16 protein-coding genes and 1 tRNA gene are annotated in these 14114 nt (G+C 50.9%); 4 read left to right on the top strand and 13 right to left on the bottom strand.

All coding sequences use genetic code 11. The annotated features are described in order from the left end of the window. Positions 1-137: 137 nt before the first annotated feature. Positions 138-1463 (bottom strand): carboxyl-terminal processing protease CtpB, encoded by a 1326-nt coding sequence (gene ctpB / locus P4D80_RS03895; protein ID WP_421657546.1) that lies wholly within the window; start codon positions 1461-1463, stop codon positions 138-140. A 541-nt stretch (positions 1464-2004) separates the two neighbouring features. Between ctpB and P4D80_RS03890 the strand changes: the two genes are divergently transcribed. Both P4D80_RS03890 and alr read left to right on the top strand, forming a co-directional pair. Further along, positions 2005-2787 carry a hypothetical protein gene (locus tag P4D80_RS03890; RefSeq protein WP_421657545.1) on the top strand — a complete coding sequence of 261 codons (783 nt, stop codon included), beginning with the start codon at positions 2005-2007 and terminating at the stop codon, positions 2785-2787. Positions 2788-3291: 504 nt separating this feature from the next. Beyond that, positions 3292-4494 carry an alanine racemase gene (alr, locus tag P4D80_RS03885; protein ID WP_421657544.1) on the top strand — a complete coding sequence of 401 codons (1203 nt, stop codon included), beginning with the start codon at positions 3292-3294 and terminating at the stop codon, positions 4492-4494. A gap of 456 nt (positions 4495-4950) precedes the next feature. Here alr and P4D80_RS03880 read toward each other — a convergent pair whose 3' ends face one another. Both P4D80_RS03880 and P4D80_RS03875 read right to left on the bottom strand, forming a co-directional pair. Beyond that, the gene (locus P4D80_RS03880) at positions 4951-5367 is read right to left on the bottom strand and encodes a hypothetical protein (protein WP_421657543.1); all 417 of its coding nucleotides are present in this window, start codon (positions 5365-5367) and stop codon (positions 4951-4953) included. Positions 5368-5457: 90 nt separating this feature from the next. Next, complete coding sequence (locus P4D80_RS03875) at positions 5458-5766, bottom strand: hypothetical protein (RefSeq protein ID WP_421657542.1); 309 nt, start codon at positions 5764-5766, stop codon at positions 5458-5460. 148 nt (positions 5767-5914) lie between these two features. On the opposite strand from P4D80_RS03875, the gene P4D80_RS03870 reads away from it, so the two are divergent. Continuing rightward, complete coding sequence (locus tag P4D80_RS03870; protein ID WP_421657540.1) at positions 5915-6997, top strand: hypothetical protein; 1083 nt, start codon at positions 5915-5917, stop codon at positions 6995-6997. 8 nt (positions 6998-7005) lie between these two features. Here the strand turns inward: P4D80_RS03870 and P4D80_RS03865 are convergent, their stop codons facing one another. The 9 genes from P4D80_RS03865 to P4D80_RS03825 form a co-directional block, all read right to left on the bottom strand. Beyond that, entirely contained in the window at positions 7006-8640 is a 1635-nt protein-coding gene (locus P4D80_RS03865; protein ID WP_421657539.1) for a glycoside hydrolase family 3 protein, read from the bottom strand. A gap of 112 nt (positions 8641-8752) precedes the next feature. Then, positions 8753-9163: a 30S ribosome-binding factor RbfA gene (gene rbfA, locus P4D80_RS03860; RefSeq protein ID WP_421657538.1), complete on the bottom strand. Its 411-nt coding sequence runs from the start codon at positions 9161-9163 to the stop codon at positions 8753-8755. Positions 9164-9247: 84 nt separating this feature from the next. Continuing rightward, on the bottom strand, positions 9248-9451 hold the full coding sequence (locus P4D80_RS03855; protein WP_421657537.1) for a DUF751 family protein: 204 nt from the start codon (positions 9449-9451) through the stop codon (positions 9248-9250). Positions 9452-9957: 506 nt separating this feature from the next. Continuing rightward, a complete protein-coding gene (locus P4D80_RS03850) occupies positions 9958-10326 on the bottom strand; it encodes a hypothetical protein (RefSeq protein WP_421657536.1) in 369 nt (122 codons plus the stop codon). Then, positions 10323-10547 carry a hypothetical protein gene (locus P4D80_RS03845; RefSeq protein ID WP_421657535.1) on the bottom strand — a complete coding sequence of 75 codons (225 nt, stop codon included), beginning with the start codon at positions 10545-10547 and terminating at the stop codon, positions 10323-10325. The genes P4D80_RS03850 and P4D80_RS03845 overlap by 4 nt, the downstream gene beginning before the upstream one ends. A 146-nt stretch (positions 10548-10693) precedes the next feature. Further along, positions 10694-10775: transfer RNA gene (locus tag P4D80_RS03840), tRNA-Leu, on the bottom strand. 353 nt (positions 10776-11128) lie between these two features. Further along, on the bottom strand, positions 11129-11482 hold the full coding sequence (locus tag P4D80_RS03835) for a class I SAM-dependent methyltransferase (RefSeq protein WP_421659482.1): 354 nt from the start codon (positions 11480-11482) through the stop codon (positions 11129-11131). 136 nt (positions 11483-11618) lie between these two features. Continuing rightward, on the bottom strand, positions 11619-11954 hold the full coding sequence (locus tag P4D80_RS03830) for a hypothetical protein (protein WP_421657533.1): 336 nt from the start codon (positions 11952-11954) through the stop codon (positions 11619-11621). 395 nt (positions 11955-12349) lie between these two features. After that, positions 12350-12553, bottom strand: a complete 204-nt coding sequence (locus P4D80_RS03825) for a hypothetical protein (protein WP_421657532.1) — start codon at positions 12551-12553, stop codon at positions 12350-12352. Between P4D80_RS03825 and P4D80_RS03820 the strand changes: the two genes are divergently transcribed. Next, complete coding sequence (locus P4D80_RS03820) at positions 12552-12938, top strand: alr0857 family protein (protein WP_421657531.1); 387 nt, start codon at positions 12552-12554, stop codon at positions 12936-12938. The genes P4D80_RS03825 and P4D80_RS03820 overlap by 2 nt on opposite strands. A 95-nt stretch (positions 12939-13033) precedes the next feature. Here the strand turns inward: P4D80_RS03820 and P4D80_RS03815 are convergent, their stop codons facing one another. After that, positions 13034-14011, bottom strand: a complete 978-nt coding sequence (locus P4D80_RS03815) for a class I SAM-dependent methyltransferase (RefSeq protein ID WP_421657529.1) — start codon at positions 14009-14011, stop codon at positions 13034-13036. Positions 14012-14114: the final 103 nt, after the last annotated feature.

Here is a 14114-nt window from a genome sequence, read left to right as displayed (position 1 = left end):
GCCTGGTGGCGATCGCTATACTGATCCAACAATCTTGAATCGATGGCCAGCAAAAAGGAGCCAGATTTATTCTGGTTCCTGGCTTCTGACTCCTTTCTGCTATAGCATCTAGGCAAACATTTTTAACCCAGGATTGACTACTCTTTATGGGTGCTCACCTGTTGCACTGCTGAGGCAGCAGGGGCAAGTTTTTTCAACGCTACCTTTTCTAGAATACTCACCGCCTGCGCATATTGGGGATCGTCCTTCGTTGCTAGAAGTTTGGGATTGGCGGTTAACTTCTGGCGATCGCGATCAGTCAGGTCAATTTTGACATCAGGAGTAATCCCTTTATGGCTGATATCGGTACCGTTGGGGGTGTAGTAGTGGGCAATTGTGACGGCCAAACCTGAGCCATCGGATAGGGAATGGACCGACTGTACCAGTGCCTTGCCAAAGGTCTGACTGCCAACCACCATTGCCCGTTTGTTATCTTTCAGCGCTCCAGTCAAAATCTCGCTGGAACTGGCAGAGTTACCGTCTACCAGCACGACTAGCGGAAGTTTAGTCAGAGCCGTTTGGTTGGCGGAAATTCGTTCATCTTTGCCCATACGGTCAACGGTTTTCACAATCGCGCCTCTGTCCAACCACATCCGGCTAATTTCAATACTGGATTGAAGCAAACCACCGGGATTACCACGCAAATCAAGAACAAACCCTTCCACCTTTTGGGCGGTTAAATCCTGAATGGCTCGCCGCATTTGCTCAGCAGCATGGGAGCTAAATTCAGTCAGGCGAATGTAGCCAATCCGGCTATTGCCTTCCCGCTTCAGGGAATAGCGAACGGTTGGCAGTTCAATGCGAGCCCGGGTCAACGACACATCAAAGCTTGCCTTTCCTTCTCTGCCAATCTCTAACTTGACCTTGCTGCCCACATTACCCCGAATTAGGTTAGAGGCATCTTCAACAGTCATGCCTTTGGTTGATTTGCCATCAATAGCCAGGATGCGATCGCCGGGTTGAATCCCCGCCTTCATTGCAGGAGAGTTTTCAATCGGCTCAACAACAGTCAAAATCTTTGTCTGATCATTCACCTCCAAACGAATTCCCACACCCGAGAGTTCTCCAGATGTTTGACTGCTCAATGCCTCATACTGTTTGGGATCCATGAAGCGGGTGTAGGGATCATTCAGTTTCTCTAAGGCTTTCCGCAATGCCGCATATGCCTGCTCCTTTGAAGTGTAGTTCTTGCTAAGTAGATCCTGCCGAACGGTTTGCCAATTGGTGCGGTTGAAGGTGTTGTCTACATACTCCCGGTTCACAATCTGCCAGGCTTCGTCAAGGATGGTTTTAGGACTGTCCTCTAAAGCTGCACTAACCCGTTCAGGAGTCGGAGCTAAAAAAGAAAGTGTCGTTGTAGCAAGAATTGCCCCACCGCAAAGAGAAAGATGGAACAGGGGAGAGCGCTTGGAGATTCGGTTCATTGATTGTCAAGTAAATAGAAGAGTTGCCTATAGATAACTGGAGCAGGTCGCGGGGGCAGTAGAGCAGCCACCGGAACCAGACACTATTTACGATCACAATCTGGCTTCGGCAGGGAACCTAGGCTGTCACATCGGAATAACAAATCCAAGGATACCTGGAGGCTTCGATTGCAATTTATCTAAATAGATGACAGTTTTCAAGGTGATTTGAAGTATCGATGCACCGATCGATTCAGCCAGGCAATAGACTAACGCTCTGCCACCCAACTGGGTGGTGAAGACAGGTTAAAGCACCTGCTGGCTGTCTAACTGGCTGGCTTTCTGTCTGCGTTAACATACGCAATTTATGCCGGATACTGAGCAACCTTGATTGTTTCAGGTGAAAACCTTTCCGACAATCTAACCGAATCCGGGGGAATTGGGATAGGGGATCTACAATCATTTTTGTTAAATTTTTACACTAAGTTCCTGGGTGGTTGATTGCTTTTTGTTAAGTGGTCATGATGACCTCGCATACACTTGTGCTAGGGAGGGCTTTTGTGTGATTTGTCGTAAAAATTGGGGTGCGAAGTGGGTACCGTTTCTGGTTAGTGGGGCGATCGCGGCGATCGCTCTGGTTGGGATTGTCTGGATACAGCGTTCTCAATTAAACCGTCCCTCTCTCTGGGTTTCCGACCCAAAACAGGCCGAAAAGCAAGAAGCCATTCGGCTGGAGGTGTTGAAGAAAGTTCCCACCTTCGGCTTTGATAACCTATTGGCCGATTGGGTATTTCTCAACTTTCTGCAATATTACGGGGACACTCCAGTGCGGGAGCAAACGGGCTATTCCCTCAGCCCCCACTACTTCGACCTCATAACTCGCCTCGATCCCCGCTTTGTAGACATCTACCTCTTCCTCTCTGGCACGCTTTCTTACCAGCTGGGAAAGCCAGAACTGGCCATTCAGTATATGGATCGGGGAACAGCAGCCCTTTCGCCGCAAATCCACCCTAAGTCTTACCAGGTATGGCGCTTTAAAGGGCTGGATCAACTGTTGTTGCTAGGGGATATTCCTGGTTCTATTCGCTCCCATGAGATGGCTGCAAAATGGGCAAAAGGTACCCCCGACGAAGACCTGGTACCCATCTTTCAGCAGGCGGCAGAGTTTCTTCGCAAAGACCCCAACAGCATTCCAGTTCGCCTCCAGTCCTGGGCCAGTATCTATAGTCAGGCAACCCAGGTAAAAGACAAGCCAACCCAGGAGAGAGCCAAGCGGGAAATTGAGAAACTGGGCTGGCAGCTACAGATCAAGGATGGGCAGATGTATCTGGTACCCGTTAAATAGCAGACAGAACTGTCTAAGAAGCCGTGAAGCCAGTTGGTCGATAACTTTTGATAAGTGCTCAGGCTTAGGAGCATGGATTAAATAACATCTGATTTTTCCACGTCCTTAACCTCTCCCCCGTCCCTTCTCCGAGCCGGAGTGGGGTCCGGAGCGGGGTGCCGAAGGCGAGGTGAGGTTCCAGAGATTATTTAATTTTCTTTCCTTAACGAAGGCTCCGTTATTTCCACCACACTGACTCTCAGTTCCCAACCCCTTCTGCCCCCTGCCTCCTGCCTTCTGGCTCCTGCCTCCTGGCTCCTGACCCTGATACCTCCTATCGGTGAAACTTATCCCTAAACTCTCAAGAGAGCGGTGGGTATGAGAGTATGATTTTTTGAACCGTGGTGTGATATAGCGTTCACAAACTATTTGTGAACAAGGGGGGGGTGAAGCCCCCACGCAGGGGTTCCGCCCCTGCACCCCGTTCAAATCTCAAGAAGGATCGCTATAGGAGGAGTTGATGACATGCTGAGTTGGGATCACAGTCCGAGCCTGGCCCTGATGCAGCGAGAGCGGGCATGGGTCGAGGTCAATCTGGCCGCGATCGCCCACAATGTTCGCCAAATTTGTAGCCTGCTAGCAGACCAAGCGGCACTGATGGCCGTGATCAAAGCGGATGCCTATGGACATGGTGCAACAACGGTGGCCCAGGCGGTACTGGGGGCAGGAGCAACCTGGCTCGGAGTGGCTACGATCCCGGAGGGGATTGAGTTACGAGAAGCGGGCATTGATGCGCCAATTCTGGTGTTGGGAGCCAATCATACTCCAGAACAGATTCGGGCGATCGCCCACTGGGGCCTGCAACCCACCCTTTGTACACCCCGACAGGCGCTGATTTTTTCGGAAACCCTGGCAAACCTGAATGACTGCCCGTCTCTGCCGGTCCATCTCAAGCTGGATACTGGAATGTCCCGTCTGGGATCTGCGTGGCAACAGGCGGCAGAGTTTGCACACCTGGTTCATCGACTGCCCAATTTGGAAATTGCCAGTGTCTACTCTCACCTGGCAACGGCGGATGATCCTGACCCAACCATTATGAATCGGCAACACCAACGGTTTGAGTCGGCGATTGCTCAGATCCGGGCCGTAGGTATCAATCCTCCCCGGTTACACCTGGCAAACTCGGCTGCAACCCTGGCAGATGCCAACCTGCACTATGACCTGGTAAGGGTCGGCTTGGCTATCTACGGACTTTACCCTGCCGACCATTTGCGCTCTGTTATCGACCTCAAACCCGCTTTGCAGGTTAAGGCCAGGGTTACTCAGGTAAAAACCATCTCGCCTGGAACAGGGGTGAGCTACGGGCATCAATTCATTGCGGATCGAGAACTGCGGATGGCGGTTGTCGGGATCGGGTATGCTGACGGAGTGCCCCGCAACCTTTCCAATCGAATGAATGTTTTAGTAAGAGGGCAGCAAGTTCCCCAAATTGGTACAGTCACCATGGATCAGATCATGCTGGATGTCAGCACGGTGCCCGATGTACAGGAAGGTGAGGTGGTTACTCTGCTGGGGCGGGATGGCGATCGCTCCATTTCAGCAGATGACTGGGCGAAAACACTGGGCACTATTTCCTGGGAAATTCTCTGCGGCTTCAAGCACCGCCTGCCCCGCATTGCTGTGAATCAGCCGCTATCCAGCATTGCCGTTGAATCGCAATCGCCGTGAAGGGGTTTGTTAGTTAAGTGAGGGGGTGAGGAGTCAGAAGTCAGGAGCCAGGAGTTAAGAGACGGGGATTAGGGACTGGAGGGTGTTCTAGAAACGGGGCTCTGACTCCTCGCAACCCTGATTCCCTCGCCCCCCTTTCCAGGATTGCCACAAAAAATTTGACAAACCCTCCACCCACCCATCCACTCATCCACCCATCTACCCATTCACCCATCTACCCATTCACCCATCACTCCTTCCTAACCCCCGCATCCCCAAATGCCTAAGCGAGTTCATCAGTTATAGCTCTACGCGGATGCGTTAGGACATTGGAATTAGAGAGGGAGTGGGGCCTCTCCCCTAGCTAGGGGTTCCACCCCTGCACCCCGTCCTAACCATAATGACTACCGCTATACAGTCGGTTTCAGGGGAAGGCGAAAGGGGAAAAGCTAAAGCCCATAACGAACAGCCTAATTGCTAGTTAAATAGCTCCAGAACCTTTCTGAGGAATGCTTTCAGCTTATCGCTCCTTTCAGGGGTGGGGCAGCTTTCGCCCTCAAAGATCCAGTTTTCGACTGTAGAGAGTCGCCATTGTTTGCCCCGGTGATCAAAACCTGCCATTTCAATTCCAATAGCACGGCGATCGCCCGTCTCCAGATCTTCATGGAACCGGATTTGGAGCAAAATGCTACGGCTCTGAAGCGATTTGGAAACCCCAGGGAAATGAAACCCAATGTCAATGGAGTCAGGATCGACCAGTTCCCGCGTATCCGGGTCGTTTGCCCACGGCTTCAGGTCTGACCTTGCATCGGGAAATTCAGCTTTGAACAGATTAACCACAGTGGCGATTTTGCTGGCAACTTCCAAGCTTTTTGCCTGTTCGGCGGCGTTCACTCGCGACTCCTTTCTGGCTGCTGAAATGGGATTTCTGCAAGATTAACTCAAACTTTATTCACAAACTGTAGTGTTTGCAAGGTTCTGTTGTCATCTGCTGTGTAATACTCCCTGCCCTCCGCCACTGTGAATGCCAATTAGCTTGGTGCCCAAAAAGGTATCCAAACGGCTTTCCAGTTGGGTTAAACGGTTAACCCGCTCCTCTAACCTGACCAGAGCAAGCCGAATATCTGTATCAGCACTACTGTTACCCATCGTTTCACGGGGGCTTCCATGTAACCCTTGCTGAGAAAACCGGCAGATAAGCTCAGTTACCGATACACCCTCCGCTTGTGCCTTAGCCTTCAATTCTGTCAATAAGCTTTCGGGAAGGCGAAAACTAACCAGTTTTTTCTCCATTGCAAACCAGATATAGTACAAGAGATCTATATGAATTATAGACACTTGATAGTACATGTGTACGATTATTTGTGGATTTTTCGCGAGCTTTCTTCAACGAGCATATATACTGTATATAGTTCATATATACTAATTTTCAGGAGGGCTCATGACTGCCTCTCATGCCAGTGAATATAAGAATCGCCTCATTACCTATGCGTTAGAGTTCGCCCAGCGAGTGCTTCGAGAAGATCCACTGAGTCGGGAATCGAAGGAGTTTTTAAAGCGGCTTTGCCGTAGACAGAAGCTAGACAGTGAACACGTTGATATCATCGGGGAGAGAATTTTGAGGTACCTTAACGATCTCAGACCCATTTCTCTTGACGAGGGTCAACTTCTGCGGATGTTGGAATCTATTGTTCAGGAGTGCCTCAAACTGGGAGGAGTAATAACCCCCATCGATAGAGGGTGGCGAGAGGATGAGCGAAATTGGGAGGCTTTACCCGTAGTTGCGATCGCCAGTGGTGTCTGTATCACAAGTGTATCGATCGCAGTCCTCGCCAGTCATCATCTGACCCGTCCTACTCCCGAACTACCAACAGTGGTATCCCCAGGATCGATTCAGGTTTCACCTCTACCTGCCATCCAGGTGCCCGATTCGGAGAACACCCCTGCCCCTGAAACAGCCCAATCTGCAAGGGAAGCAGAACAGCGCGATCGCCTTGCCCGGTTGGGCGTGAGTTACCAGTTCTTTCAGGATTTACTGAACGATCGCGGGGTAATTAATATTTTTTATTCAGTGAAATCTGACTCTGCCCAACAGTCAGACGCGATCGCCCAGAAGCTGTATGACATACTGGCACAACTCTCCCCAGAAACCCGTTCAAAATTGGGAACCTACAATCTCAATAATTACGATCGGTGGTTGCAAGAACTGGGAGAGCGGGGGCCAAGTAGCCCAAGGTTAGATAGTTTGACAAATGCTCGGTTCTTCCAACTATTTCCCGAACTGAAGGACAAGGAACTTAATCCCCAAACATTTGGGCAGATCTGGTTCGCGATCGCCGAAGAACGGCTCGCAGTAGCCAAAGCCCAACAGCCCAGAATGCTTCCTGATCCACGACCTTACGCAGATCGACCCATGAATCGACGGCATCCCCGCTATTTTCCTGGGCGGCGAGTTCCCATGTCAGCCCTACGGCTTGTCAAAGAATATCCTGCTCAACCAGTCGTCAAAGTGACTTCGCTCTGAATCGTTGATCAGTAACGCTTTCCGAACAGAGCATTGAGGGCAATCGCCTGGGCCTCTGCCATCTGCCCATAGGTAAACAGGTAGGGAATATCTGCAGGCAGACCCGGCAGAAACTTTTCCAGGACATAGGGACTGCCGTAGACAACCAGTGCCTGCAACTGTTCGGACTTCAGCAGGAATTGAAACCAGGCTTGCGCGGTCTGGGTCAGTCCTGCACTGCCGCGAAAGGGATTCCCACGAATGAAAAGTTGCAGGAGGGTGGGATGTCGTTCGGTTTCATCCATACCTGCAGGACTGGTGGGAGTGTGGCTGTCCACCATCTGAAGTTGGTAGCCAAACTGGTTGGGGATAGCGATCGCAGGAGCATGGTGATTTAAAAAGTTGCAGGCAAGTGAATCATCCACAATAATCAGGTTACGCAGGTTCCCCACACCAGCGGGAGGGAGAGTGACGGGACAATGAACCTGCATGGATTCCTGTAGGGTGCCAGTAGCAATCGAGATCGCCTCCGGCTGTGCCAGTGAAGTTGTGATTGCGCAAGCTTCTACAGCGGGTGGTAGCGTTTCCCAGGCATGGGAAGGTTCCCCCTCCTGCAACGAAAAACAAACTTTCTGCTTCGCCTTCCAGATTCGCTCGACGGAAGCCCGAACTCGTTCCGCCGGAATTCGTCCTTCTTCAACGGCGGCACAGACCGCTGCGATCGCCCCCTCCGGATCGACAGGCATGAGCAGAATATCGGCCCCGGCTTCTACCGCCAGCACAGGTGCCTGGTTTGCTCCATAGCGGTTAGCAATCGCCCCCATCACCAGCGCATCGGTGACGATCAACCCATCAAATTCCAGGGTTTGTCTCAGTTCTTCGGTAAGAACCCGGTGAGAAAGGGTTGCTGGATAGTCTGGATCAAACGCTGGAATTTGCAGGTGCGCACTCATGACCGCATCTACCCCAGCAGCGATCGCCGCCCGAAACGGAGGCAGTTCTACCTGGTATAACCGCTCCAAAGAATGGTTCAGAACTGGCAGATCTAGATGGGAATCGGTGGCAGTATCCCCATGGCCAGGAAAGTGTTTGGCCGCTGTCAGAACAGGGTGATGCTGGGCTCCCTGAATGAAGGCGATCGCCAAATCACTCACAATTTCAGGAGTACTGCCAAAGGCCCGCACATTGATCACCGGATTGTCAGGATTATTGTTCACATCCACGACTGGAGCCAGCACCCAATTCAGCCCAATGGCCTGTGCCTCTTTAGCAATAGCGGTTCCCATCTGCATGGCATAGTGCTTTGCCAGTAGCAAATTTTTTTCAGCAATGGCTGCTAACGCCATCGGTGGCGGAAACCAGGTTGCTCCGGAGAATCGTTGCCCTACTCCCTCTTCCACATCGGCTGCTATCAGTAGCGGAACTTTTGCCCATCCCTGAAGCTGCTGAGTCCGCAGGGCAATTTCAGCCGCACTCCCCCCCAGCAAAATCACCCCACCAATCCCCAGTTCTTGCAACCAACGACGTAGTGTTTCGGTATCCGGCTCCCACTGGGGATATTGAATTTGATGATTAAACAAGTAACCAGAAGCCCTTACTACCACCATCTGGGCAACTTGTTCGGAGAGGGAGAGGGAGTCTATATCGGGAAGGAAGGCAAGCACTGGGAGAGTTGTTAGTTGTATTGACACACAAGTCCCCAACGGAGTTGTACCTGTAGGGTGCGATAGCGTAACTCACCAATCAAGTGGGAATAACATCTCGTGTCATTACTCCTTAATCATCCTCGGCTGAAACCATCCCATCGTCCCAGTCTTCAAGATCGAAGGTTTTTCGTTCTTGGTTAAGGCGGTTCAGGAGGGAAAGGACGCGATCGCCCCGCTCCAGAGAATTATCTTCTAGAAACACAACTTCTGGCGTGCGACGTAGACGAATCCGTTGCCCCAATTCACTGCGAACAAAGCCAGTTGCGGATTTCAAACCCGCCATCGTTTCTGCTTTGGCTTCCGCAGTTCCATAAATACTGACAAAAATCTTCGCATGCTGGAGGTCACCTGAAACGTCCACATCCGTCACACTGACCATTCCCGCACCGACTCGATCATCCTTGATGCCAGAAACCAACATCTGACTGACTTCACGTTTGATGAGTTCGGCAACGCGAGCAACCCGACGACTCGTAGCCATAACAAAATCGCCCTTCCACATAGCTAAAAGCCAATAGCTCAATGCTAGCAGCTTTGCCGTAATCAGCCACGGGTTTGTAATCGGTTAAACCGGACCCATTCCCATCATGGCGCGCAAGGTAAACGCAATAAAGGCAATTCCTCCAAGCAGAAGACCAATCAGCGCGATCGCTGTAACAGGATTTTTTAGCAGCGGTACCAGGGGTTTAACTGCGTTGAAAAATACACCCAGAATGGCTCCCAGAACAAACAGGGGCCACTTAGAGACGTTATTCCAAAGATTTTGCATGGGTTCCTAGTCTGTGTTTCATATCGCAGATTCTAAGTAGCTGGGCACAATTAAATTAAGGAAATTTTGGTAAGGAAATTTTGGGAGTGGAGGGGGTGCCCCCTCTGCCTGGGGATGCAGCCCCATTCTCCCCTTCATAATTACCTTCACAATTAATTGTGGCTACCTACTTATTGTCATTAGTTTAAGAGATTTCAGCCGGGTTGTCTGACAAGACTCACCTGGCGCAGGTGGCAAGAGGATAAGGGCTGCTAGTGTATTTTCAAGAGACCTTTTTGCTAGGGGTTCTAGCAGGGGACAATCAAAATAGTCACAGACTCTGGTCTTAACTTCTTGTGCGCTCAGTACTTAACTTCTTGTGCGCTCAGTATCCGTTGTGGTTCTATAATGGCCCGCTTGGCATGAATCCACTTCGACTCAATCGCATTCAAGCAGGGACTTTTTACAGGTAACTGAGAGAGAATCAATCGCCCTCCCTTTCCCGTTCGCTTGACTTGAGCCTGGTGTTACCTGACCCATGGCCGCACAGGCTTGGAGAAGTGCCAGCTCACGTTATCCCCAATCAAGGGCCGCACTCGCTGACCCATTTGACTCACTTGCTGAGCGATCCAGGCTAAAAACTCACCAGTGATCTTGCTCCGCGGGCGTTGCTCCACACAGCGCACCAGCATCTGAGAGTGCGCTCTCAAGTACACCCCATAACAAGCGATGGCTTTAGCCTCAGGGTCACGTTTGTCTTGTGTCTCTTCCATCAATGCTAACGACTTCCCATTCTCACGCCAGGGTGCATCATTGGGTCGCGCAACCGACTCCACTAGACCTCGTCGAGAACGCCCACAATCCAAGCTGGGTTCTGCTCTCTCAGCTTGAGTCATCGGTTGTGCTGTCGCTTTTTTAGCTCATACTGCTCATCGGGAGAGCCAATCCACCGCTTGGCTCGACTCCAGGTGATGTCCTGCTGGAGAACCACTTCTGCCAACAGGTCTAACGTCCAGGTGGAGCGAACTTTGCCATCCTGCCAAAGATTATAGCGGTAGTCATTATGGTTAGGACGGGGTGCAGGGGTGGAACCCCTGGCTGGGGGCGAAGCCCCCACTCCCTCTCTAATTCCAATGTCCTAACGCACCTGCGTAGAGCTATATAGCCAATTCATAGTCACTAGCAGGCAAAATTTAGCCAAAAACAAAAGGGTTTTAACCTGCTTAGTGGCTGAAACCCTTTATCTATCGTTCTTCTAATTGATGCGGATGAAAGGACTTGAACCTTCACGCCTTGCGGCACTAGAACCTAAATCTAGCGCGTCTTCCAATTCCGCCACATCCGCTTATCTTGCGTACCTATGATAGCAAAGGGAGGGGGAAAGTTTTGAGTTGTGAATTTTGAGTTATGAGTCAGGGATACTTAAAACCCCAAAAACCTATAACTCAAAACCTGTCATGACTCCTTCACCCCTCCAAACAAGGCCAGCTCATACCATTTGAAAAAGCAGTCTACCTGCTGCAAACCGATCGCCCGTAGCCACTCGCATTGAGTCTCAACCGGAGCCAGAATGTTCGCTTTTTTGTCCTCACGGTAGACAAAGCGTCGGGCAACCCTATCACGAGAGTCTGTGCCCCCCTGAGATCGATGCCAATCATAGAAAGCATCTACCAGAGACTCATTGAACAGGTTCTCGACCTAGGAAGTAGAAGATGCAACGTGCTCAATGTTCAGGAAGCATCCTCCTGGATTCAGCAGGTGATAGATCTCGTGGTAAAGCGCCTGCTTGCGATCATCTGGCAGATGGTGAATGCAATAGCCAGAAATACTCACATCAAACGGGTACAGTCCTGTCTGCCAGTCAGAAGTATACAGGTCTGCCTGGGCACAGGTGACGCGATCGCCATAGGGTTGCAGGCGTTTTTGGGCCTGCTCAAGCATGGGTTCAGAAAAATCAAGGGCAGTCACCTGAGCTGCTGGGTAACGGGCAAGGATGACACATGCGATCGCTCCATCTCCACAGCCTAAATCAGCAACTCGCCTGACCGGGATTCCTGCTCGATCAACAACTTGCAGCGCGATGTTGATCTGAGTCTATAGCGTAGGGAATCGCACCTCAGACTCCCAAAAAACTTTCAACTAAGGTTTTGTCCTGCCAAACAGTATCAGTTCTCATGAAGCAGGCTTCCTATTTCAAGCTGGTGGGGATGAGGGGAACAAGAACCCCATTGACGGTGAGTCCTAACAACATTGGCTCATTTGGACGGATGGGCTTGCCTGTGAGGGCACAGCGTTCTTCATGCTGGGCAGTGGCGGCGATCGTGGCTCGTATTTCGGCCTTTGAAACCTGTGGCGTAAAGTCTCCCGATTTCTGTTGCACGTAGTTCCAGAGAATATCTCGAATGAGGGCCTGATAGCCCTGGTTGCCAGAAAGCTCCTTAAGGCGCTCTTTCAGCTCCCGCTCTAGACGAATGCTGGTAACTTCCATTTCAGTGGTGGATGTGCGGGTAAGTGTATGCATCATAGACCTCCAAAAAAGTGTGGACAGGTTTGTAATACAAGTGTAGTATGTAAAATGCAATCTGCAACCTGTTGTTTCAGTTTTTGCAATTAAACCTTGATAGAACTTAGCTCTATTGGAAGGAGTCAGGAGCGGAGAATCAGGAGCTAAAAGAGGAAAGGAGTGGGAGGGTGGGAGAGTGATGGAATGAGGGAGTGATGGAGTAGGGAAATACCCTATCCCCCTATCACTCATCCACCCATCTACCCATTTACCCCCTCACTCCTCTCTAACAACTAACAGCTAACAACTCACAACTCCCTCAGCCTTTAGTCCCCAGCCGGTATCAGAGGGTGGTCACCTAAAAATAAAGGCTTGATGCCCATGCGTCGAGAAAACAAAGCTTAGCTCTACTGTTCTTAATTCAAATCTTTAGTGCAGGCTTGGCACACAATAATTCTGTATTTGCCCCAACCCGCTTCTTTGGGATGGAAGTGGGAGAATTGCTGTCTTCTATACACGGAAAATAACCTGGCACCGTTGTAGTCGTGACGATGGTGCGGTTTGCCTGTCTGAACGAATGCCTCACCTACCCGGAAAAAAGCAGGAGTTACCAGAACCATGCTGAAATTTACCTACACCGATTCGGGAATACATCTGGAGTACTTGAACCAACCTCTGGAGGAATTGATTTCACTACGATTTGTTTTAGCGATGCGATTGGGCGATCGCCTGATAGCAGAACCCGGAACTGCTTCCTTTCTGTTGCCTGCGAACCTACTGCTTTTGGACCGATTGACAACTATTGCCCGATTTGAGGAAAACCTGACCTCTCCTTATCCGGTTGACGGCGAATTTGTCGAGATCACCCTGCGGGGAACCTGGCTCTACTCAGGGACAAGCTATGGTGAAGGGTTATTTATGACAGAACTGGAAGAGTATGCAGAACGGTTGATTTTGGAGGTATTGCGATCGCACTTTTCCTTCCAGTCATTCCTGATTTGCTAAGGGGAAAAGGGTGGATGAGTGAATGAGGGATGGAGTGATGGACCCCATCCTCCCGTTACCCGATCACCTCCTCACCCCTTACCCCTCACCCCTCTCTAACAACTAACAGCGGCAACAACCGTCCGATGACGGGGACTATTGTTGGTAACAATTGGTTGCTCAAAGCCAGCATCCACCAATGCCTGCTCCAAATCCAGCGCAAAGTACTCGTCCAGATAGGGTTCTGTACTCTTCAGCAGAGTCAGAATGTAGGGCGGCATCCTGGCATACACTTCAGAGCTGGGATTCATGTCCATCAGGGCAAAATGACCACCGGGGCGCAAAATACGGCGTGCCTCTTTGAGAATGGCAATGGCTGCCTGTTGAGGTAACTCATGGAAGATGAGAAACGCCGAAACCAGATCAAAGGAGGCATCTGGAAGCCCTGTTGCTTCAGCCGGGGCATGTAACCAGCGCGGAGTGGGGAGAGAAGCGGCAGGAAGGGGGAGAAACCGTTCCTGGATACCGTAGCCTTTACCCTGCTCCCGATTCCGGGTGCGGTAATGGGCCACTGCCAGGAAGTAAGGCGACAAATCAATTCCAGTGATGCTGGCATTGGGATAGGCTGCCTGCATGGCAAACGTACTCATGCCAACGCTACAACCCAGATCGACAATATCTTTTGGAGCTTCTGGCAGTTGTACTTTGAGAATATCGTGGTAACTCTGGCGCAGGCGAGCATCCCCCTGAGCTCCCGCATCTCGCCAGATGCGAGCATGAACGGCATGGGCAGCAACCTCAACTTCCAGGGCTGGCTCCCATCCCAAATTCCCTTCTTCATAAGCGTGGAAGGAAGTCACGTAATAGTCTGGATACTTCAGGTTAGGATTTTGAACGGCTGCCAGTTCTGCACTCCAATCTCGTGCTTTGAGGGACTCGACCTCCCTTGTCCAATAAACTCCGATCGCTTCTGCCCGTCTAATCATCATCTGGCGTGCCTGGTTCTTGGCCAGGTTTGCTAGCGGTTTAATTGCCAAAATACCATTTACCAGTTGGGAAGCAAGATTGGGAGCAGGGCTAGCCGAAACAGTCATAAGTCAACGCAGCCAATGAACAGGATATTAAAATGACCAAGGTTATTATCGCAGGCAGGGTAGCGTTTGCATGCAGGTGAGGCTGAATAGCCACTCTCGTTTA

Source organism: Leptothermofonsia sp. ETS-13, assembly GCF_049200465.1.
Classification (GTDB): Bacteria; Cyanobacteriota; Cyanobacteriia; order Leptolyngbyales; family Leptolyngbyaceae; genus Leptothermofonsia.
The sequence above is the reverse complement of the archived record's forward strand: the minus strand, read 5'-3'. Positions and strand labels throughout refer to the sequence as shown.

Coding starts and splice junctions, on each gene's coding strand:
- alr (WP_421657544.1), top strand. CDS start 3,292: ATGCTGAGTTGGGATCACAGTCCGAGCCTGGCCCTGATGCAGCGAGAG.
- ctpB (WP_421657546.1), bottom strand. CDS start 1,463: ATGAACCGAATCTCCAAGCGCTCTCCCCTGTTCCATCTTTCTCTTTGC.
- rbfA (WP_421657538.1), bottom strand. CDS start 9,163: ATGGCTACGAGTCGTCGGGTTGCTCGCGTTGCCGAACTCATCAAACGT.
- P4D80_RS03825 (WP_421657532.1), bottom strand. CDS start 12,553: ATGGTTCTGGTAACTCCTGCTTTTTTCCGGGTAGGTGAGGCATTCGTT.
- P4D80_RS03850 (WP_421657536.1), bottom strand. CDS start 10,326: ATGACTCAAGCTGAGAGAGCAGAACCCAGCTTGGATTGTGGGCGTTCT.
- P4D80_RS03875 (WP_421657542.1), bottom strand. CDS start 5,766: ATGGAGAAAAAACTGGTTAGTTTTCGCCTTCCCGAAAGCTTATTGACA.
- P4D80_RS03820 (WP_421657531.1), top strand. CDS start 12,552: ATGCTGAAATTTACCTACACCGATTCGGGAATACATCTGGAGTACTTG.
- P4D80_RS03870 (WP_421657540.1), top strand. CDS start 5,915: ATGACTGCCTCTCATGCCAGTGAATATAAGAATCGCCTCATTACCTAT.
- P4D80_RS03855 (WP_421657537.1), bottom strand. CDS start 9,451: ATGCAAAATCTTTGGAATAACGTCTCTAAGTGGCCCCTGTTTGTTCTG.
- P4D80_RS03815 (WP_421657529.1), bottom strand. CDS start 14,011: ATGACTGTTTCGGCTAGCCCTGCTCCCAATCTTGCTTCCCAACTGGTA.
- P4D80_RS03830 (WP_421657533.1), bottom strand. CDS start 11,954: ATGATGCATACACTTACCCGCACATCCACCACTGAAATGGAAGTTACC.